Genomic DNA, 17349 nt, shown 5'->3' on the forward strand with positions numbered 1-17349 from the left:
ATGCTGACGATACAGAATCTGGAAGCGGCCTACGGCAAGGTGCAGGTCCTGCACGGCATCTCGCTCGACGTCCCGAAAGGCAGCCTGGTGACCCTGATCGGCTCCAACGGCGCCGGCAAGACCACCACCATGCGCGCCATCTCGGGCATGATCAAGCCGCGCGCCGGCAAGGTGACGCTGGGCGGCAAGGACATCACCGGGCTCGACTCGCACCGCATCGCAAGGAGCGGCCTGGCGCATTCGCCCGAGGGACGGCGGGTGTTCGCCACGATGAGCGTCACCGATAATCTGCTGCTGGGCGCCTTCCCGCGCTTTACCCGGGCGCGGCCGAAGGGCGACGTGGCGCACGACCTGGAACGGGCGATGGAGCTGTTCCCGCGCCTGAAGGAGCGGCGCGAGCAGCTGGCCGGCACCCTGTCCGGCGGCGAGCAGCAGATGCTGGCCATGGCGCGCGCCGTCATGCTCAACCCCGACGTGGTGCTGCTCGACGAACCCTCGATGGGCCTGGCGCCCATCCTGGTCGAGGAAGTGTTCCGCATCATCACGCGCCTGAAGAAGGAAGGCGTGACCATGCTGCTGGTCGAGCAGTTCGCCGCCGCCGCGCTGAACGTGGCCGACTACGGCTACGTGCTGGAGAACGGCCGCATCTCGGTGCACGGCCCGGCCGAGAGCCTGAAGCACGATCCCAAGGTGGTGGCGGCCTACCTTGGCGGCGGGCAGGGACATTAAAGCCGACGCCGACGCAGGCCCGGCCGCTGCACCCGTGCAGGAAGCGGGCGTGCTGGGCGGGCGCGATTACGCCGCCGCGCTGTGCGTGGTGCTGGTCTGGGGCACCAACTTCGTCGCCATGAAGCTGGGCCTGCGCGAACTGACGCCCTTCCAGCTGGGCGCCGGACGCTACCTGTTCGCCTTCCTGCCGCTGGCGTTGTTCGTGCGGCCGCCGCGGCTGGCCGCGCGCTGGGTGCTGCTGTACGGGCTGTTCCAGGGTGTCGGCCAGTTCGGGCTGCTGTTCCTGGCATTGCGCGCCGGGATGTCCGCTTCGCTGGCGCCGGTGCTGCTGCAGATGCAGGTCTTCTTCACCGCCCTGTTCGGCTTCGTGCTGCTGGGCGAGCGCGTCGGCGCAGGTCTGAAGGCCGCCATGGCGATCGCCGCGCTCGGCCTGGCCTGCTTCGGGATCGACGTCCTCCAGCGCAACGGCGGCACGCAACTGACCGTGGCCGGCTTCCTGCTGACCGTGGCCTCGGCGGCGATGTGGGCGGCCTCGAACATCGTGGTGCGGCGCGCCCGCGAAGCGGCGCCGCGCTTCGAGGTCGTGCCCTTCATGGTCTGGAGCAGCCTGGTGCCCATCGTCCCCTTCGTGCTGCTGTCGCTGGCCTTCGACCCGGCGGGAACGCGCTGGGACTGGCGCGCCCTGTCGAACACCGCCTGGGCCTCGCTCGCCTACCTGGGCTGGTTCGCGACCATCCTCGGTTATGCGCTGTGGACCGGCCTGCTCAAGCGCCATCCGGCCAACCGCGTCGCGCCCTTCGGCCTGGCGGTGCCGCCGGTCGGCATCGCCGCCGGGATGCTCGCCCTGGGCGACGTCATCACGCCCTGGCAGTGGGCCGGCATCGTCCTGGTCGTGCTGTCGCTGGCGCTGGTGGTCTTCAAGCCGCGGCTGCGCGCCGGCGCCCCGCTATAATGCCGGACTTTACGCTGTCGAAAGAGAAAGCATGGAGACTTCCAAATTCAAGCGTTACCCGGGTTCGCGCGCCTTCTGGTTCCTGTTCGGCGTCGGCCTGGGCGGCATGGGCCTGTCGACCGGCATCGAGCGCGGCCTCACCGGCGAGACCCTGATCGGCATCGGCCTGGTCCTGCTCGGCATCCAGGGCCTGCTGCGCCCGGTGGTGCTGACGCGCGCCGGCAAGATGAGCAAGGAAGAGATGTCGCGCGAGGTCTCCGTCGGCAGCGACATGTTCCACGGCGGACTGTCGCTGGTGATGGCGGCCTGCCTGCTGGTCGGCTTCGTGCTGAAGTACATCGTCAAGACCTGAGCGGCGACATTCAGTGTAGAGCGCCGAACAGGTCGTGCGCGTCGAGGATCGCATAGGCGATCTCGGGCTTTTCCTGCAGCAGGCGGCGCACCGCCGCCGGCACCGACTGCCTCACCTTCCTGCACAGGCCCGGCTTGTCCTCGAGGACGATGATGATGCCGCGCACGGTGCGCACCTCGTTCGGACCGGGCGCGATGCGCAGCTCGGCGCCGACGTTCTGGCGGATCAGCTCCTGCACGTGCCGCAGGTCGGCGTAGTCCGTCACGCGCTCGATGCGCGCGACCAGCATCTGCTCCTGGCGGCGGTCGATCGCCAGCGGGCGGTGGTCGGCCTGGGGATCGGCCAGGACGCGCTCGTACCCGCACACGCAGGCGCCGGGCGGGCACTCGGTGCGGATCGGGAACGGCAGGCTGACGGCGGGTTCGTTCACGCGGCTAGGGTCCAGGATCCGGATTCGCCGCCGATTCTACCCCGGGCGCGCGCTGCCGCGCAGCACCCGTGACGCTGTCCAGGAGTTCGGTCATCCGCTTGTGGTGCGAGCCCTTCCAGAACACCCGCGCGCAGCGGTCGCAGGTATTGAATTCGTCGTGCAGTGCGCGCACCGAAGGCGGCAACCGGTGCAGCACGGCCGCCTTGTCGACCGCGCGCAGCGGCAGGTTGCAGTGCAGGCAGATCGTGAACGGCCGCGCGCTGGCGGCCAGGTCGAGCCGCTCGAACAGTTCGTGGAACTGCTGCGCCGGCCTCAAGGCGTGCAGGTAGCAGCCGTGCGTGACCGTGCGCCGCTTGAGCAGCTCGCGGTCGCGCGTGAGCACGACCCGGTCCTCGTCAACGGCGATGGCGGCGATCTGGTCGTCGTGGTAATGGTTGTCGTAGAGCGTGTCGAAACCGGCCATGCGCAGCAGGCGCGCCAGGCCGCCGAGATGGGCGTCGGCCACGAAGCGCGGACGCCTCGGTGGACGCTCGCGCACGCGCAGCAGCGGCGTGATGTCGAAGGTCTCGAACTTCGGGTAGACCGCGACCCGGTCGCCCTCTTCCAGCAAGCGGTCGAAGTCGCTGGTCTCGCCGTTCGCCAGGATCAGTTCGACCTCCGTGTGCGGCACGCCCAGCGCCTCGATCATGTGCTTGACCGTGGCGGCGCGCGCGCAAGACGTGGCGAACGCGCGCCCGCGCCGCTCGCGCGGCAGGAAATCGTTCAGTTCCCCGTAGAAGCGAAAGCGCGCCGTGACCATGGACCCAGTATCACACGGTTGGCGCCGCGCCGTCCCGGCACGCACGCAAGACCTCGAGCGCGTTCGGCACCGCCTCGCCGGCCGCCGTGTTATCGAAGATGCACCAGACGGTGCGGCCGGCCGCGCTGTGCACGGCCAGGTCGCGCGCCAGCGCCTCCAGGTAGGCCTGCGAATAGGACGAGTAATAGATGCGCGGGGCGCCATGCAGGCGCACGTAGATGTCCTCCGTGGTCGGCACGTGCGGCCCCGGCTGGCCGGCGGGCGGATCGGCGATCACGCGCGTCACGCCGCGCTCGCGCAGCAGCTCGGTGGCGGTATCGCTGAACCAGCTCGGGTGCCGGCCTTCGCAGGCGATCATGCAGTCGAAACGCGTCTGCAGGCGCAGGAAGAAGTCGCGCACGGTCTCGTCGTGGAAGCCGAACTTCGGCGGCAGTTGCACCAGCAGGCAGCCGAGCTTCTTGCCCAGGGCGCCGGCCTCGCCGGCGAAGCGCTCCAGCAGCGCGTCGACGTCGCGCAAGCCGGCGTCGTGGGTGATCGACCGCGGCACCTTGACCGCGAAGCGGAAGGCGTCGGGCACGCTCTCGGCCCAGCGCGCATAGGTCTTGGGCTGGTGCGGGCGGTAGAAGGACGAGTTGATCTCGACCATCGGGAAGACGGCGGCGTAGCGCTCGAGGTGGCTGCCCGCGCTTGGGAAGTGCGCGGCGTGCTCGCTGCGCAGGCTCCAGCCGGCGCAGCCGATCAGTTGGGTGCAGGCCTGGGTGGGTTTGGTCATTGGCTTTATCGCAATGGCTAATAAAGCGATTCTACGTCCGGTGCCGTTGCTGCGGCGCATGGTTGAGCTTCGCTACCAGGGCCTGCGTGCACCGGCGCGCGAACCACGCGCCCGCTCCGCCCGGCTTACAATAGCGCCAACATCCATTGTCCGAGGAGATGACACCGTGAGCGATCCGATCCACATCGTGTGCCCGCAATGCGAGGCCGTCAACCGTCTCGCTTCCGAACGCCTGGCCGACCAGCCCGTGTGCGGCAAATGCGCGGGAGCATTGTTTGCCGGCCGGCCGCTGGACGTCTCGTCCGAGGGGTTCACCCGCCACGTCACGCGCAACGACATCCCGGTGCTGGTCGACTTCTGGGCCGACTGGTGCGGCCCCTGCAAGATGATGGCGCCCTACTACGCGCAGGCGGCGCAGCGCCTCGAGCCGCGCGTGCGCCTGCTGAAGGTGGATACCGAACGCGCCCAGGACCTGTCGGCGCGCTTCGCGATCCGCAGCATTCCGACCCTGGCCCTGTTCCGCGGCGGACGCGAGATCGCGCGCCAGGCCGGCGCCATGGACGCGGGCCGGATCGTCGCCTGGGTCGAGTCACAGCTCTAGCATGCAGCTTTGACACTGCGGCTTCAGGCTTTAACATCGCAGCGTTGGCCTGCACGCAAGCTTGGCGAAATCGCCATGCAGGACTGTTACAATCAAAACAAGCGGGGTCGTCCCGAAGGAGCCTGATCATGTCGCAAGAACTCGTCCTGGACCGTGGAATCGAAGACGCCAAGCAACTGGCGCGCATTCTCTACCTGGTCCATGCCGCCACTTTCTTCTTTTCGCTGGGTATGCTGTCGATCCTGCCGGTGATCGTCAACTACATCAAGCGGCCCGACACCGCGGGCACCATGGTGTACAGCCACCATACCTGGATGCTGCGCTCGTTCTGGTTCTACGTGCTGTGGATGGTGGTCGGCGGCATCCTGTTCGCGACCATCGTCGGCCTGCCTGTGGCATTGTTGATATGGGGTATCGCGTGGGTCTGGAAGGCCTACCGCCTGATTCGTGGTTTTTTGGATCTGAACAGCAACAAATCCATGCCTGTTTAAGCCCGTCTTTACAATTTCGTCCTTTTCACGGCTAGAATGCTTTCCCGAGGGCATCATTAATTTTCAGGGCGACATATGAAATCGGTTCAGCAGGAAGTCGACGAGCGCAGCAATCTGACGGGCACCAACAAGTTCGAGTTGCTGCTGTTTCGCCTCGGCGGCGACGACAAGGGCGAGCACAACGAGCTGTTCGGCATCAACGTATTCAAGATCCGCGAAATCGTCGCCATGCCGGCGATCACCGCGGTGGCGGGTTCGCCGCCGCACGTGCTCGGCGTGGTCAACCTGCGCGGGCAGATCATCCAGGTGCTCGACCTGCCGGCGATCGCCGGCGTCAAGCCGAAAACCGGCCTGAACATCATGTTGGTCACGGAATTCGCCCGCACCACCCAGGCCTTCGCGGTCGAGAGCGTGGAAGAGATCGTGCGCCTGGACTGGAGCCAGGTGATGTCGGCCGAAAAGAGCGCCGGCAGCGGCATGGTCACCAGCATCGCCCGCCTCGAGGGCGAGAATGGCGAGCAGGGTCGCCTGGCCCAGGTGCTCGACGTCGAGACCATCCTGCGCAACCTGAACCCGGACGCCAGCCCCGAGATCAGCCAGCAGGCGGTCGGCGCCAGGATCCAGATCAAGCCGGGCTCGGTCGTGCTGGCGGCGGACGACTCGGTGGTCGCCCGCGCCCTCATCGAGCAGGGCCTGGACGCGATGGGCCTGCCCTACGTCATGACCAAGAGCGGCAAGGAAGCCTGGGACCAGCTGAACAGCATCGCGAATGCCGCCGAAGCCGAGGGCAAGACCGCGTCCGACAAGGTCGCCCTCGTGCTGACCGACCTCGAGATGCCGGAAATGGACGGCTTCACCCTGACCCGCAACGTCAAGAAAAGCGCCCGCATGGCGAACATTCCGGTGGTGATCCACTCCTCGCTGTCGGGCACCACCAACGAGGAACACGTCAGGAACGTCGGCGCCGACGCCTACGTGGCGAAGTTCTCGGCGGAAGACCTGGCCAATACGCTGCGGCGGGTGTTGAAGCAGTAAGTTGGAATCGGGGCGCCGCGCTGCGTCCCGGTTGCGTTTCGATTATTCAAACGTGGTACCGCGTGGGCACAGGTGCCCACCCTACAACGGCATGATATCCATCGATTTTCGTAGGGTGGGCACCCGTGCCCACGCGGACGCCCCAGCACCTCAACGTTGACGCCGCCGAAGCCGCAGGCGGCATCACACCACCCTCACAGTTTCGCCAGCGCCTGCTCGATATCCGCGATCAGGTCGCGCGGGTCTTCCAGCCCGATATTGAAGCGCACCAGCGTTCCCTTCTCCTGCCAGTCGCGGCGGATCGCCTGCATCCGGTACGGCACCGCCAAGCTGTTGGCGCCGCCCCAGCTGTAGCCGAGGCCGAACAACTGCAGCGAATCGACGAAGCGGTCGGTCTGCGCCTCGGTGTAGCGCTCGTCGAAGATCACCGAGAACAGCCCGCCGGCGCCGCTGAAATCGCGCTTCCAGGTCTCGTGGCCCGGGCAGTCCGCGAATGCCGGATGCAGCACGCGCACGATCTCGGGACGGGCCTTGAGCCAGGCGGCCACCTCGCGCGCGGCGCGGTCGTGGGCCTCGAAGCGCAGCTTCATGGTCGGCAGGCCGCGCATCACCAGGTAGGCGTCGTCCGGGCTCACGCCCAGGCCGAGGCGCATGTGGGCGGTGGCCAGTTTGTCGTGGACGGCGCGCTCGCGCGTGATGACCGCGCCCATCAACAGGTCCGAGCCGCCCGACTGGTACTTGGTCAGCGCGTGCATGACGATGTCGGCGCCGACGTCGAAGCCGCGCAGCGCCAGCCCCGCGGCCCAGGTGTTGTCCAGCGCTACCAGCACGCCGCGCGCGTGGGCGGCGTCGCAGATCGCGCGCAGGTCCGGCACTTCCATCGACACCGAACCCGGCGCCTCGGTCCAGACCAGCTTCGTGTTCGGCTGGATCAGTTCGGCGATGCCGGACCCGACCAGCGGGTCGTAGTAACGCGCGCTGATGCCGAAGTCCTGCGCCAGCCAGCGGCCCAGTTCGCGGTTCGGGTTGTAGACGTTATCGGGCAGCAGGACGTCGTCGCCGCTCTTGAGAAAGGCGAAATCGACCATGGCGATCGCCGACAGGCCCGAGGGCGCCAGCAGGCAGTGGTTGCCGCCCTCGATCTCGGCCAGGCGCGCTTCGAGCGTAAAGGTGGTCGGGGTGCCGTGCAGGCCGTAGGTGTAGGCGGTCTTGTTCTTCCAGTCGCCCGAGCGCAGGGCGGCGACGTTCTCGAACAGGACGGTCGAGGCGCGGTGGATGCCGGGCGGGTAGGCGTCGAAGCCTGTCGGGGGCGCATAGTCGGTGTGGATCAGGGTGGTCTGGAGGGACTTCTTGGTCATGGGGGCCCTTTCTTGCGATGTGAATTCGGCTCGCTTGATGCGACAATGCCGGCGCTGTCAGTGCTGACAGCGGCCGGCAATGTTACGGTGCCAGATCGGTGGGTACAAGTACCCACCCTACGGAACCATATTACGCCACGGTCGCCCAGAGGTCGTGGGCGTCGGCTTTCGTCACGACGACGTCGGCGAACTGGCCGACGGCGAGCTTGGCCTTGCCCGGCACCAGCGAGCGCTTGATGTGGACGACGCCGTCGATTTCCGGCGCGTCGGCGCTTGACCTGCCGATCGCTTCGCGGGCGTTGACCTCGTCGACCAGCACGCGGATGGTCTTGCCGACCTTGGCCTGCAGACGCTTGGCCGAGATTTCTTCCTGCAACAGCATGACGCGCGCGCGGCGCTCCTCGCGCACCTCTTCCGGCACCGGATTTTCCAGTTCATTGGCGCTGGCGCCCTCCACCGGCGAATACGCGAAGCAGCCGAGGCGGTCGATCTGGGCTTCGCGCAGGAAGTCCAGCAGGTATTCGAATTCGGCCTCGGTCTCGCCCGGGAAGCCGGCAATGAAAGTCGAGCGGATCGTCAGGTCCGGGTTCATCTTGCGCCAGGCCAGGATGCGGTCCAGGTTCTTTTCGCCGCTGGCCGGACGCTTCATGCGCTTGAGGACGTCCGGGTGCGCGTGCTGCATCGGGATGTCCAGGTAAGGCAGGACGTGGCCGTCGCCCATCAGCGGGATCGCCTGGTCGACGTGCGGGTAAGGATAGACGTAGTGCAGGCGCACCCAGGCGTCGTACTGGCGCGCGAGCACGCCCAGGGCTTCGACCAGCTGGGTCATGTGGGTCTTGATCGGGCGGCCGTTCCAGAAGCCGGTGCGGAACTTCACGTCCACGCCATAGGCCGAAGTGTCCTGCGAGATCACCAGCAGTTCCTTGACGCCGGCCTTGAACAGGTTTTCGGCCTCCGTCAGGACCTCATGGATCGGACGCGAGACCAGGTCGCCGCGCATCGACGGGATGATGCAGAAGCTGCAACGGTGGTTGCAGCCTTCGGAAATCTTCAGGTAGGCGTAGTGCTTCGGGGTCAGCTTGACGCCATGGTCGGGGACCAGGTCCACGAAGGGATCGTGCGGCTTGGGCAGGTGGGTATGCACCGAATTCATGACCTCGGCCACCGCGTGCGGGCCGGTCACGGCCAGCACCTTCGGGTGCACCTTGGTGATGATGTCCTCGCCCGAGGCATCCTTCTTCGCGCCCAGGCAGCCGGTGACGATGACCTTGCCGTTCTCGGCCAGCGCCTCGCCGATCGCATCGAGCGATTCCTGCACCGCGGCGTCGATGAAACCGCAGGTGTTGACGATCACCAGGTCGGCGCCGTCGTAGGACTTGGCGGTCTGGTAACCCTCCGCGCGCAGCTGGGTCAGGATCTGTTCGGAGTCGACCAGCGCCTTCGGGCAGCCGAGCGAGACGAAGCCGACCTTGGGCGCCGTGTGGGCACCGGTCACGGCATCGATACTGGTGGGGAGAGGATTGCGACGAAGTTCAGTCATGGAGAGGACGGCAAAAAATTCTGGGCAATCCGCGATTGTACCCGAAGCGGGCTTCGTGGAGAACCGAGGATCGTTTTTTGCCGGCCACGCCGGGGCGACGGTGTTGTTTGAAGGCGGCGTAACCCTCCCGATGAGACAGCGTGGACTCGGGAGTCCATCCTACAAACGCTGTTTCGGGGCGGGGATCCTTCCAGGTCGGCACAGGTGGGTACGAGTACCCACCCTACGCCACCCGGCCGTGCTTACTTCTTGTCCGGCGGATTCATGCCCGGAAAGGGAAAGGCCGCGAACATCGCCTTGCTCTGGTTCTGCATCTGCTCCTGCATCTGCATGAACAGGTTCTTGCTCTGGTCGATGTAGTTGTTCATCATGCCCTGCATCATCGGGCCCTGGACGTTCATGAACTGGGTCCACATTTCCGGGCTGAAGGGCTTGCCTTCCAGGGCGCCGGCGGCGCTGCTGGTGAACTTGTTCTGGATGTCGGTGAAGGCCTGGACGTTCTTTTCCAGGTAGGAGCCCATCATGCCCTGCATCGCGTGGCCGTAGTAGCGGATGATCTGGGCCAGTACCGAGCTCGAGAACATCGGCACGCCGTTCGCTTCTTCCTCCAGGATGATCTGCAGCAGGATGCTGCGGGTCAGGTCCTCGTTCGTCTTGGCGTCGACCACCGTGAACTCGTCGGCGTCGAGCACCAGTTGCTTCACGTCCGTCAGGGTGATGTAGGAACTGGTCTGGGTGTCGTAGAGGCGACGGTTCGGGTATTTCTTGATCAGGCGTTCAGTACTGTTTTTTGCACTACTCATCTCAAGTTCCATTGGTTGCGCTTGGCTTCATGGGCCGCGCTTTAATCATGACCATACAGCGGTGGTGGGTAGCTCCTGCTGTCTCCGTGTTGCTTGCAGGACCGGAATTCAAGGAATTCCGGTGCAGGTGCAGCAATTGAAGGTTTTACCATTCAATTTATTTATAAGCAATACCCACACGCCTTCAATCGGCGCGCGCCTTGACGTAGCGTCCCGGCGCCGGCTCGGACGGCAGGTACTGGCCGTTGCCCGCCTGGCTCGGGGCCGGCACCTCCTTGCCGCCGTTTTCCGCCAGGAAGCGCGCCCATTCCGGCCACCAGCTGCCCTTGTGCTCGACGGCGCCGGCGAACCACTCCTCCGGCGTACGCGGGCGGCCGCGGCCGTTCTTGTCGCCGCCTTTTCCATTCACCCAGTAGCTGCGCTTGCCCTTGGACGCCGGGTTGATCACGCCGGCGATGTGGCCCGATGCGCCCAGCACGAAACGGTTGGCCTTGGCCTTCTTTGGATTGAGCAGGTTCATCGAGGCGAACGCGGCCGGCCAGGGCACGATGTGGTCTTCCTTCGAGCCGTAGATGAAGACCGGGCAGTCGATCCGGCCCAGGTCGACCGGCACGCCGCAGACCGTCAGCTTGCCCGGCTGCTTGAGCTTGTTCTCGAGGTAGGTGTTGCGCAGGTACCAGCAGAACATCGGGCCCGGCAGGTTGGTGCTGTCGGCATTCCAGTACAGCAGGTCGAAGGCGGGCGGGGTCTTGCCCTTCAGGTAGTTTTGCTGGACGTAGTTCCACACCAGGTCGTTCGGGCGCAGCGCCGAGAAGGTGGTGGCCAGGTCGCGTCCGGGCATGATGCCGCCCTTCGCGAGGTTCTGTTCGCGCAGCGCGACCTGGGTTTCGTCGACGAAGACCTCGAGTACGCCCGTATCGTTGAAGTCGAGCAGGGTCGTGAGCAGGCTCAGGCTCGCGGCCGGCTGCTGGCCGCGCGCCGCCAGCACCGCCAGCGCGGTGGCGGCGATGGTGCCGCCGACGCAGAAGCCGAACACGTGGGTCTTCGGCTGGCCGCTGATCGCGCGCACCACGTCGAGGGCCTGGATGGCGCCGCGCTCGACATAGTCGTCCCAGGTCAGCGCGCCCATCGATTGGTCCGGGTTGCGCCAGGACACCATGAACACCGTATTGCCCTGTTCCACGACGTAGCGCACCACCGAGTTTTCCGGCTGCAGGTCGAGGATGTAGAACTTGTTGATGCAGGGCGGGATCATCAAGAGCGGCACCTCGCGCACCTGCGCGGTGCTCGGGCGGTACTGGATCAGCTGGAACAGCTCGTTCTCGTAGACCACCTCGCCCGGCGTGGTGGCGACGTTCCGGCCGACCTCGAAGGCCGACTCGTCCGATTGCGAGATGCGCCCTTTCTGCATGTCGGCCAGCATGTTCTGCAGGCCCTGGGTCAGGCTTTCGCCCTTGGTCTCGAGCATCTTCTTCTGCGCTTCCGGGTTGGTCGCGAGGAAGTTCGCCGGCGACATGGCGTCGACCATCTGCTGCACCGCGAAACGGATCTTCTGGCGCTCGCGCGGCGGCGCCTCGACGGCGTCGGCCAGGGCCAGCATGAAGTCGGCGTTGAGCAGGTAGGATGCGGCGGAGAAGGCGGAGAAGGGATTGGCGGTCCATTCCGAGCCCGAGAAGCGGCGGTCGTGCAGCTCGGGAGTCTTGGCCATCATGAAGTCCTGCCACAGCTTGCCCGCCTTTTGCAGGTAGTCCTGGCGCAGGGCGTCCAGGCGCGCCGGGTCGATGCCGACCTTGAAGTCCTTGAGGATGCCGGCCAGCGGGTTGGCCGCGCCGGCGCCCAGGTTGGCGCCGACGTTGGCGCCGAGGTTGGCGCCGAGATTGGCGCCGAAATTCGCGCCTGGCAGCTTGAGCCAGCCCTGCCAGACCGAGGGGTCGGTCAGCTGCGTCATCCAGGTTGCGGCGAAGGCTTGCGGGTCGGGCATGTTCATGTCGGCTTCCGTTGGTAGAATCTGGTTGTCAACTGGAGAAAAGCATGTGGATCGTTGCAATCGGCTGGGCCTACGTCGTCATCCTGATGGCGGCGACCGAAACCTCGGTGATTGCCGGAATTATGACTTTTTTCGGCTATGGCGTGTTGCCCTTGTCTATACTTTTTTACCTCGCCGGGGCGGGAAGGCGGCGCCGGCGTCGCGCCGACGCATCGGCGCGCCGGCCTGACGGGGTGGCCGGCGACAGTGCCGGCGCGGACTAGCCAGTCTCGATGACCTTGCAGTTTTCTACTTGAGCCAGATCAAACTCGCCTGGCGCCCCGTCACGCCATCGCGGCGATACGAATAAAAACGGTCGCGCTCGGTGGCGGTGCAATGGATACCGCCGGCAATCCCCGTCACGCCTTCGTTCTCGAGCATCAGCCGCGCCAGCGCGAACATGTCGGCAAGGTATTTCGACGCCTGTTCGGGATGGCGCCGGAAGGCGAAGCCGATGTCGACGCCCGGCAGCGCCCGCGCGAAGCTGTCGAACACGTCCTGCCCCACCTCGAAGGCCATTGGCCCGATCGCCGGCCCCAGCCAGGCGCTGATCTCCCCTGCCCCCGCGGCGCGCATGGCGCGCACGGTTGCCTGCAGCACGCCGCCGGCCAGCCCGCGCCAGCCGGCATGCGCCGCGCCTACCACCCGCCCGTCGAGGTCGGCGAACAGCACCGGCAGGCAGTCGGCGGTGAGGATGGCGCAGACCACGCCGCGCTGGATGCCGATGCTGGCGTCGCCCTGGCGCACCGGCTGGCCCGGACCGACGGTCGCGGCATCGACCACGCCGTTGCCGTGCACTTGCGCGATCCAGGCCGGGCGTCCCGGCAGCAGGACCTGCAGGCGCGCGCGGTTCTCGGCCACCGAGGCCGGATCGTCGCCGACGTGCAGGCCCAGGTTCAGCCCGCCGCCGCCGCGGCCGTCGTCGTAGGGACCGGCCGAGACGCCGCCGGCGCGCGTGGTGGCCAGGGCGCCGATGTTCTCGGGCAGCCCGGGCCAGTCGGGGATGACGAGGTCGGCGGCTTGCATCAGGCGGCGTCCGGTTCCGGAATGCCGGCGCGTGCGATCAGCTCGGCGAAGTCCTCGGCCAGCGGCACCACCCATTCGCAAGCTTCGCCGGTGGCCGGGTGCACCAGGCCCAGGCGGCGCGCCTGCAGGGCCTGGCGATGGAACACCGGGCTCAGATGGGTCTTGCCGTAGACCGAGTCGCCGACCAGGCCGAAGCCGATCGACAGCATGTGCACGCGGATCTGGTGGGTGCGGCCGGTCTCGAGCGAGCAGCGCACCAGGCTGACCGGGCGGCGGTCGAGCATGCCGCTGGCGACGCGCTCGTAGTGGGTGATCGCGGGTTTCGCGCCCAGGCCGGTCGAGACCGCCATCTTGACGCGGTCCTTCGGGTGCCGCCCCATCGGCGCGTTGATGGTGCCCGAGAGATTCGGCGTGCCCCAGACCAGGGCGAAGTATTCGCGCTTGACGCTGCGCGCCTGCAGCTGACGCACCAGGTCGGTCTGGGCGGCCAGGGTCTTGCCGACCACCATCAGGCCGCTGGTGTCCTTGTCCAGGCGGTGCACGATGCCGGCGCGCGGCACCGACGCCAGTTGCGGCGCATGGTGCAGCAGGCCGTTGAGCAGCGTGCCCGACCAGTTGCCGGCGCCCGGATGCACGACCAGGCCGGCCGGCTTGTTGATCACCAGGATGTGCTCGTCCTCATGGACGATGTTCAGGGCGATCGCTTCCGGGGCGAAGGCGGTGTCTTCAGGCGCCGGCTGCGGTTCGACGACCACGGTCTCGTCGCCGTAGGCGGTGTCCTTGCCGCGCGCCGGCTTGCCGTCGACCAGCACGTGGCCCTGCTCGAACCACAGCTGCAGGCGGCTGCGCGAGAACTGCGGCACCAGGCCGGCCACGACCTTGTCGAGGCGCTGGCCGCAGGCCTGGGCATCCAGGTGCAGGGTGATCGGCGTCAGGTCGATGCCGCCGGCAAGGGGAAACTCGGCGACGATCTCGTCGTCGAAATCGGAGTCCAGGGGTAATTCCGCCGAATTCGGCGCAGGAGTTAATATCACGTCAGTCCCATCGGCTATAATCAGCCGTTCGTTGAATCTCGGTAAAACTTTTCTGCAAAAAGCTATGCAAAAAAAATTGTTGGTGGTGCTTGCTACGAGTGCCTTGTTGGGCCTGTCGGGCTGCGGCATGTTGCCGAAGAAGACAGACGCCACCCAAAATCAATCAGCGGAGAAATTATACGCTGAGGCACGCGAAGAGATGGCCGGCGGCCACTACGAAGCAGCAATTCCGCTGTTCCGTCGCCTCGAAGCGAACTACCCCTTCGGCACCTACGCCGCCCAGGCCCAGATGGAAATCGCCTACGCCCACTACAAGGCGCAGGACCAGGCCGAGGCCCTGGCCGCGGTCGAGCGCTTCATCAAGCTGCACCCGAACCATCCCCAGGTCGACTACATGTACTACCTGCGCGGACTGGTCAACTTCAACGACCAGATCGGTTTCATGAGCGTGCTGTATTCGCAGGATCCGTCCGAACGCGATCCGCGTGCAACCCGCGAAGCCTTCGCCGCCTTCAAGGCCCTGGTCGACCGCTTCCCGAACAGCAAGTATGCGCCCGACTCGATCGCGCGCATGAACTACCTGATCAACGCGATGGCCGCCTACGAGGTCCACGTCGCGAACTATTACTATCGCCGCGGCGCCTACCTGGCCGCCGTCAACCGCGCCCAGAACGCGGTGTCGGACTACAGCGAATCGCCGTCGCGCGAGGAAGCGCTGTTCATCATGATCCGCTCCTACGACAAGCTCGGCATGTTCGACCTGCGCGACGACACCCAGCGCGTGTTCCAGCTGAACTACCCGAACAGCCGCTTCATGGGCGGCAAGGGCAGCGGCGATGCGCCGTGGTGGAAGTTCTGGTCGAAGTCGGGCGCCAAGCCGGCGCCGAAGGACGTCACCGCTACGCAGTGACAGCGGTAGGGTGGGCACGGAGTGCCCACCCTACGTCGTTTTACGCCTCGATTTTCCGGCGGAACACCCAGCTGCGCTCACCCGACTCCGACGGAACATAGGCATAGCCGTCGACATCGAACTCCTTGAGCTGCTCAGGATCGGTGATGCCCTTCTCGATCGCATAGCGCGCCATCATGCCGCGTGCGCGCTTGGCGAAGAAGGAGATGATCTTGTATTTTCCGTTCTTCCAGTCCTCGAACACCGGCGTGACGACGGGCACGTCGAGCAGTTTCGGCTTCACCGACTTGAAATACTCTTCCGAGGCCAGGTTGACCAGCGCCGAGGAACCGGTCTTCGCGACTTCGGCGTTCAGCGCGCGGGTGATGGTCTCGCCCCAGAAGGTGTAGAGATCCTTGCCGTCGGGATTGGCCAGCTTCGTGCCCATTTCCAGGCGGTACGGGTGGATCAGGTCGAGCGGGCGCAACAGGCCGTACAGGCCCGACAGGATGCGCAGGCGGGCCTGGGCAAAGGCGATTCCCGTCGCATCCAGGCTGCGCGCATCGAGCCCGGCATACACGTCGCCGTTAAAGGCCATCACAGCCTGGTAGCCTTCGCCGTGGTCCGCGGTCCAGCTGGCGTAGCGCGCCACGTTGAGCACCGACAGGCTGTCGGAAATGTGCATCAGGTCGCCGACCTGGCCGGGCGACAAATCGCGCAGCACGCCGATCAACTGACCGGCGCGGTCGATGAAGTCGGGGAGCGTGTGGTCCCGGGTCGGGGATGGGGTGTCGAGGTCGAGCGACTTGGCAGGCGATAAAACAATCAGCATCGTAAACGTAAAAGCAATTAAGTCCCTATATGATACCTGCTTCCGAACAACGCATCGTTCTCGACACCAACGTCTGCCTGGATCTGTTCGTCTTTCGCGACCCGCGCTGGGAACGCCTGCTGCGCGCGCTCGAGGCCGGCGAAGTCCGGGCCGTGACCCGTGTCGACTGCCGCGACGAATACCTGGTCGTGCTGCACTACCCGCACCTGCCGCTGGACGAGGCATCGCGGCGCGAAGCGCAGGAGCGCTTCGACGCCCTGATTACCGTGGAGGCGCCGGACAGCAAACCGATCCGCTTGCCGGTCTGCACCGACCGCGACGACCAGAAGTTCCTGGAGATCGCGCGCGACGCTGGCGCCCAGATCCTGGTCACCAAGGACAAGGCCTTGTTGAAACTCGGCCGCAAGACCATGCAGGCCGGCCTGTTCCGCATCATGCTGCCGGAAGCGTGGACCAAGGCACGACTGGCTGCGGCTGTAGAATAAGCGGACCGCAACCACGCTTTCGACCATGAGCACCCCAGCACTGCAATCGCGCCTGCCGGCCGTCGGCACCACCGTCTTCTCCACGATGTCGGCCCTCGCCGCCGAACACGGCGCCGTCAATCTCGGCCAGGGCTTCCCCGACTTCGGCTGCGACCCGCTGCTGCTCGACTACGTGAACGAGGCCATGCGCGCCGGCCACAACCAGTATCCCTTGATGAGCGGCGTGCCGGCCCTGCGCGAAGCGATCGCGGCCAAGATCGGCCGCCTCTACGGCCGCGCCTACGACCCCAACCTGGAAATCACGGTCACGGCCGGCGCGACCCAGGCCCTGACCACCGCCATCCTCTGCTGCGTGCATCCGGGCGAGGAAGCGATCGTCATCGAGCCGGCCTACGACAGCTATGCGCCGGCGATCGCGCTGGCCGGCGGCGTGGCGGTCCCGGTGGCGATGGACGTCGGGCCCGGGGGCTACAGCCTGCCCTGGGACAAGGTGGCGGCGGCGGTGAATCCGCGCACCCGGCTGATCGTCATCAACTCGCCGCACAATCCGACCGGCACCATCCTGCGCCGCGCCGACCTGGAGCGCCTGGCGGCGATCGTCGACGGCACCGATATCCTGATCCTGTCCGATGAAGTCTACGAGCACATGGTCTACGACGGCCAGCACCACGCGTCGGTTGCGACCCATCCGGTGCTGGCCGAGCGCGCCTTCGTGGTCTCGAGCTTCGGCAAGACCTATCACGTGACCGGCTGGAAGGTCGGCTACGTGGCGGCGCCCGCGGCGCTCACCGCCGAGTTCCGCAAGGTCCACCAGTACAACGTCTTCACCGTGAACACGCCTATGCAGCATGGCCTCGCGCGCTACATGGCCGACCCGGCGCCCTACCTGGCGCTGCCGGCCTTCTACCAGAGGAAGCGCGACCTGTTCCGCGCCGGACTGGCGGGCACCCGCTTCGAACTGCTGCCGGCCGACGGCACCTATTTCCAGTGCGTGCGCTACGACGCCATCTCGACGCTGCCGGAAACCGAATTCGCCAAGTGGCTGACCGCCGAGTTCCAGGTCGCCGCGATTCCCGTCGCGCCCTTCTACAGCCAGCCGAAGGAGTCGGGCATCGTGCGCTTCTGCTTCGCCAAGCAGGACGAGACGCTCGCGTTGGCGCTCGAGAAACTGACGCGTATTTGAGCTTGCCGGCCA

General features: G+C 66.3%; 20 protein-coding genes. 10 read left to right on the forward strand and 10 right to left on the reverse strand.

Annotated elements, in window-relative coordinates:
* From RT688_RS03430 to RT688_RS03440, 3 genes are read left to right on the forward strand one after another with little or no spacing between them, the layout of a single operon-like run.
* Nucleotides 1–729 carry an ABC transporter ATP-binding protein gene (locus RT688_RS03430; RefSeq protein WP_313703443.1) on the forward strand — a complete coding sequence of 243 codons (729 nt, stop codon included), beginning with the start codon at nucleotides 1–3 and terminating at the stop codon, nucleotides 727–729.
* A gap of 52 nt (nucleotides 730–781) precedes the next feature.
* Nucleotides 782–1681: an EamA family transporter gene (locus RT688_RS03435; protein WP_313703532.1), complete on the forward strand. Its 900-nt coding sequence runs from the start codon at nucleotides 782–784 to the stop codon at nucleotides 1679–1681.
* A 31-nt stretch (nucleotides 1682–1712) separates the two neighbouring features.
* Nucleotides 1713–2033: a hypothetical protein gene (locus RT688_RS03440; RefSeq protein ID WP_313703444.1), complete on the forward strand. Its 321-nt coding sequence runs from the start codon at nucleotides 1713–1715 to the stop codon at nucleotides 2031–2033.
* A gap of 10 nt (nucleotides 2034–2043) precedes the next feature.
* Here the strand turns inward: RT688_RS03440 and RT688_RS03445 are convergent, their stop codons facing one another.
* The 3 genes from RT688_RS03445 to RT688_RS03455 are packed head-to-tail and all read right to left on the reverse strand — an operon-like array spanning nucleotide 2044 to nucleotide 4034.
* Nucleotides 2044–2463 (reverse strand): hypothetical protein, encoded by a 420-nt coding sequence (locus RT688_RS03445; protein ID WP_313703445.1) that lies wholly within the window; start codon nucleotides 2461–2463, stop codon nucleotides 2044–2046.
* A gap of 4 nt (nucleotides 2464–2467) precedes the next feature.
* A complete protein-coding gene (locus RT688_RS03450; RefSeq protein WP_313703446.1) occupies nucleotides 2468–3262 on the reverse strand; it encodes a Mut7-C RNAse domain-containing protein in 795 nt (264 codons plus the stop codon).
* Nucleotides 3263–3272: 10 nt separating this feature from the next.
* On the reverse strand, nucleotides 3273–4034 hold the full coding sequence (locus tag RT688_RS03455) for a DUF72 domain-containing protein (protein WP_313703447.1): 762 nt from the start codon (nucleotides 4032–4034) through the stop codon (nucleotides 3273–3275).
* 166 nt (nucleotides 4035–4200) lie between these two features.
* Here RT688_RS03455 and trxC point away from each other — a divergent pair, with 166 nt between their 5' ends.
* The 3 genes from trxC to RT688_RS03470 all read left to right on the forward strand — a co-directional run bounded on the left by trxC (nucleotide 4201) and on the right by RT688_RS03470 (nucleotide 6161).
* On the forward strand, nucleotides 4201–4635 hold the full coding sequence (trxC, locus tag RT688_RS03460; protein ID WP_313703448.1) for a thioredoxin TrxC: 435 nt from the start codon (nucleotides 4201–4203) through the stop codon (nucleotides 4633–4635).
* Between the two features lie 128 nt (nucleotides 4636–4763).
* Nucleotides 4764–5126: a hypothetical protein gene (locus tag RT688_RS03465; protein ID WP_313703449.1), complete on the forward strand. Its 363-nt coding sequence runs from the start codon at nucleotides 4764–4766 to the stop codon at nucleotides 5124–5126.
* A 75-nt stretch (nucleotides 5127–5201) separates the two neighbouring features.
* The gene (locus tag RT688_RS03470) at nucleotides 5202–6161 is read left to right on the forward strand and encodes a chemotaxis protein (RefSeq protein WP_313703450.1); all 960 of its coding nucleotides are present in this window, start codon (nucleotides 5202–5204) and stop codon (nucleotides 6159–6161) included.
* Nucleotides 6162–6355: 194 nt separating this feature from the next.
* Here the strand turns inward: RT688_RS03470 and RT688_RS03475 are convergent, their stop codons facing one another.
* From RT688_RS03475 to phaC, 4 genes are all read right to left on the reverse strand, one after another.
* A complete protein-coding gene (locus RT688_RS03475) occupies nucleotides 6356–7519 on the reverse strand; it encodes a cystathionine beta-lyase (protein WP_313703451.1) in 1164 nt (387 codons plus the stop codon).
* Nucleotides 7520–7649: 130 nt separating this feature from the next.
* Complete coding sequence (rimO, locus tag RT688_RS03480) at nucleotides 7650–9059, reverse strand: 30S ribosomal protein S12 methylthiotransferase RimO (protein WP_313703452.1); 1410 nt, start codon at nucleotides 9057–9059, stop codon at nucleotides 7650–7652.
* A 242-nt stretch (nucleotides 9060–9301) separates the two neighbouring features.
* A complete protein-coding gene (gene phaR, locus RT688_RS03485; protein WP_313703453.1) occupies nucleotides 9302–9862 on the reverse strand; it encodes a polyhydroxyalkanoate synthesis repressor PhaR in 561 nt (186 codons plus the stop codon).
* Between the two features lie 184 nt (nucleotides 9863–10046).
* Nucleotides 10047–11849: a class I poly(R)-hydroxyalkanoic acid synthase gene (gene phaC, locus RT688_RS03490; protein WP_313703454.1), complete on the reverse strand. Its 1803-nt coding sequence runs from the start codon at nucleotides 11847–11849 to the stop codon at nucleotides 10047–10049.
* A gap of 44 nt (nucleotides 11850–11893) precedes the next feature.
* On the opposite strand from phaC, the gene RT688_RS03495 reads away from it, so the two are divergent.
* Complete coding sequence (locus RT688_RS03495; RefSeq protein ID WP_313703455.1) at nucleotides 11894–12112, forward strand: hypothetical protein; 219 nt, start codon at nucleotides 11894–11896, stop codon at nucleotides 12110–12112.
* A 25-nt stretch (nucleotides 12113–12137) separates the two neighbouring features.
* Here RT688_RS03495 and pgeF read toward each other — a convergent pair whose 3' ends face one another.
* Both pgeF and RT688_RS03505 read right to left on the reverse strand, forming a co-directional pair.
* The gene (pgeF, locus tag RT688_RS03500) at nucleotides 12138–12914 is read right to left on the reverse strand and encodes a peptidoglycan editing factor PgeF (protein ID WP_313703456.1); all 777 of its coding nucleotides are present in this window, start codon (nucleotides 12912–12914) and stop codon (nucleotides 12138–12140) included.
* A complete protein-coding gene (locus RT688_RS03505; protein ID WP_313703457.1) occupies nucleotides 12914–13948 on the reverse strand; it encodes an RluA family pseudouridine synthase in 1035 nt (344 codons plus the stop codon). Before RT688_RS03505 ends, pgeF begins: the two co-directional genes overlap by 1 nt.
* A 64-nt stretch (nucleotides 13949–14012) precedes the next feature.
* On the opposite strand from RT688_RS03505, the gene RT688_RS03510 reads away from it, so the two are divergent.
* Nucleotides 14013–14858, forward strand: a complete 846-nt coding sequence (locus RT688_RS03510; protein ID WP_313703458.1) for an outer membrane protein assembly factor BamD — start codon at nucleotides 14013–14015, stop codon at nucleotides 14856–14858.
* A 40-nt stretch (nucleotides 14859–14898) separates the two neighbouring features.
* On the opposite strand, the gene yaaA is transcribed toward RT688_RS03510, so the two are convergent.
* A complete protein-coding gene (gene yaaA, locus RT688_RS03515; RefSeq protein WP_313703459.1) occupies nucleotides 14899–15669 on the reverse strand; it encodes a peroxide stress protein YaaA in 771 nt (256 codons plus the stop codon).
* 29 nt (nucleotides 15670–15698) lie between these two features.
* Here yaaA and RT688_RS03520 point away from each other — a divergent pair, with 29 nt between their 5' ends.
* The gene (locus tag RT688_RS03520; protein ID WP_313703460.1) at nucleotides 15699–16154 is read left to right on the forward strand and encodes a putative toxin-antitoxin system toxin component, PIN family; all 456 of its coding nucleotides are present in this window, start codon (nucleotides 15699–15701) and stop codon (nucleotides 16152–16154) included.
* 25 nt (nucleotides 16155–16179) lie between these two features.
* A complete protein-coding gene (locus tag RT688_RS03525; protein ID WP_313703461.1) occupies nucleotides 16180–17337 on the forward strand; it encodes a pyridoxal phosphate-dependent aminotransferase in 1158 nt (385 codons plus the stop codon).
* Nucleotides 17338–17349: the final 12 nt, after the last annotated feature.

The sequence above is a fragment of the Massilia sp. genome, from assembly GCF_032106685.1.
GTDB lineage: Bacteria > Pseudomonadota > Gammaproteobacteria > Burkholderiales > Burkholderiaceae_D > Telluria.

Coding starts and splice junctions, on each gene's coding strand:
- RT688_RS03430 (WP_313703443.1), top strand. CDS start 1: ATGCTGACGATACAGAATCTGGAAGCGGCCTACGGCAAGGTGCAGGTC.
- RT688_RS03440 (WP_313703444.1), top strand. CDS start 1,713: ATGGAGACTTCCAAATTCAAGCGTTACCCGGGTTCGCGCGCCTTCTGG.
- RT688_RS03450 (WP_313703446.1), bottom strand. CDS start 3,262: ATGGTCACGGCGCGCTTTCGCTTCTACGGGGAACTGAACGATTTCCTG.
- RT688_RS03455 (WP_313703447.1), bottom strand. CDS start 4,034: ATGACCAAACCCACCCAGGCCTGCACCCAACTGATCGGCTGCGCCGGC.
- RT688_RS03465 (WP_313703449.1), top strand. CDS start 4,764: ATGTCGCAAGAACTCGTCCTGGACCGTGGAATCGAAGACGCCAAGCAA.
- RT688_RS03470 (WP_313703450.1), top strand. CDS start 5,202: ATGAAATCGGTTCAGCAGGAAGTCGACGAGCGCAGCAATCTGACGGGC.
- RT688_RS03475 (WP_313703451.1), bottom strand. CDS start 7,519: ATGACCAAGAAGTCCCTCCAGACCACCCTGATCCACACCGACTATGCG.
- rimO (WP_313703452.1), bottom strand. CDS start 9,059: ATGACTGAACTTCGTCGCAATCCTCTCCCCACCAGTATCGATGCCGTG.
- phaR (WP_313703453.1), bottom strand. CDS start 9,862: ATGAGTAGTGCAAAAAACAGTACTGAACGCCTGATCAAGAAATACCCG.
- phaC (WP_313703454.1), bottom strand. CDS start 11,849: ATGAACATGCCCGACCCGCAAGCCTTCGCCGCAACCTGGATGACGCAG.
- RT688_RS03495 (WP_313703455.1), top strand. CDS start 11,894: ATGTGGATCGTTGCAATCGGCTGGGCCTACGTCGTCATCCTGATGGCG.
- pgeF (WP_313703456.1), bottom strand. CDS start 12,914: ATGCAAGCCGCCGACCTCGTCATCCCCGACTGGCCCGGGCTGCCCGAG.
- RT688_RS03510 (WP_313703458.1), top strand. CDS start 14,013: ATGCAAAAAAAATTGTTGGTGGTGCTTGCTACGAGTGCCTTGTTGGGC.
- yaaA (WP_313703459.1), bottom strand. CDS start 15,669: ATGCTGATTGTTTTATCGCCTGCCAAGTCGCTCGACCTCGACACCCCA.
- RT688_RS03520 (WP_313703460.1), top strand. CDS start 15,699: ATGATACCTGCTTCCGAACAACGCATCGTTCTCGACACCAACGTCTGC.
- RT688_RS03525 (WP_313703461.1), top strand. CDS start 16,180: ATGAGCACCCCAGCACTGCAATCGCGCCTGCCGGCCGTCGGCACCACC.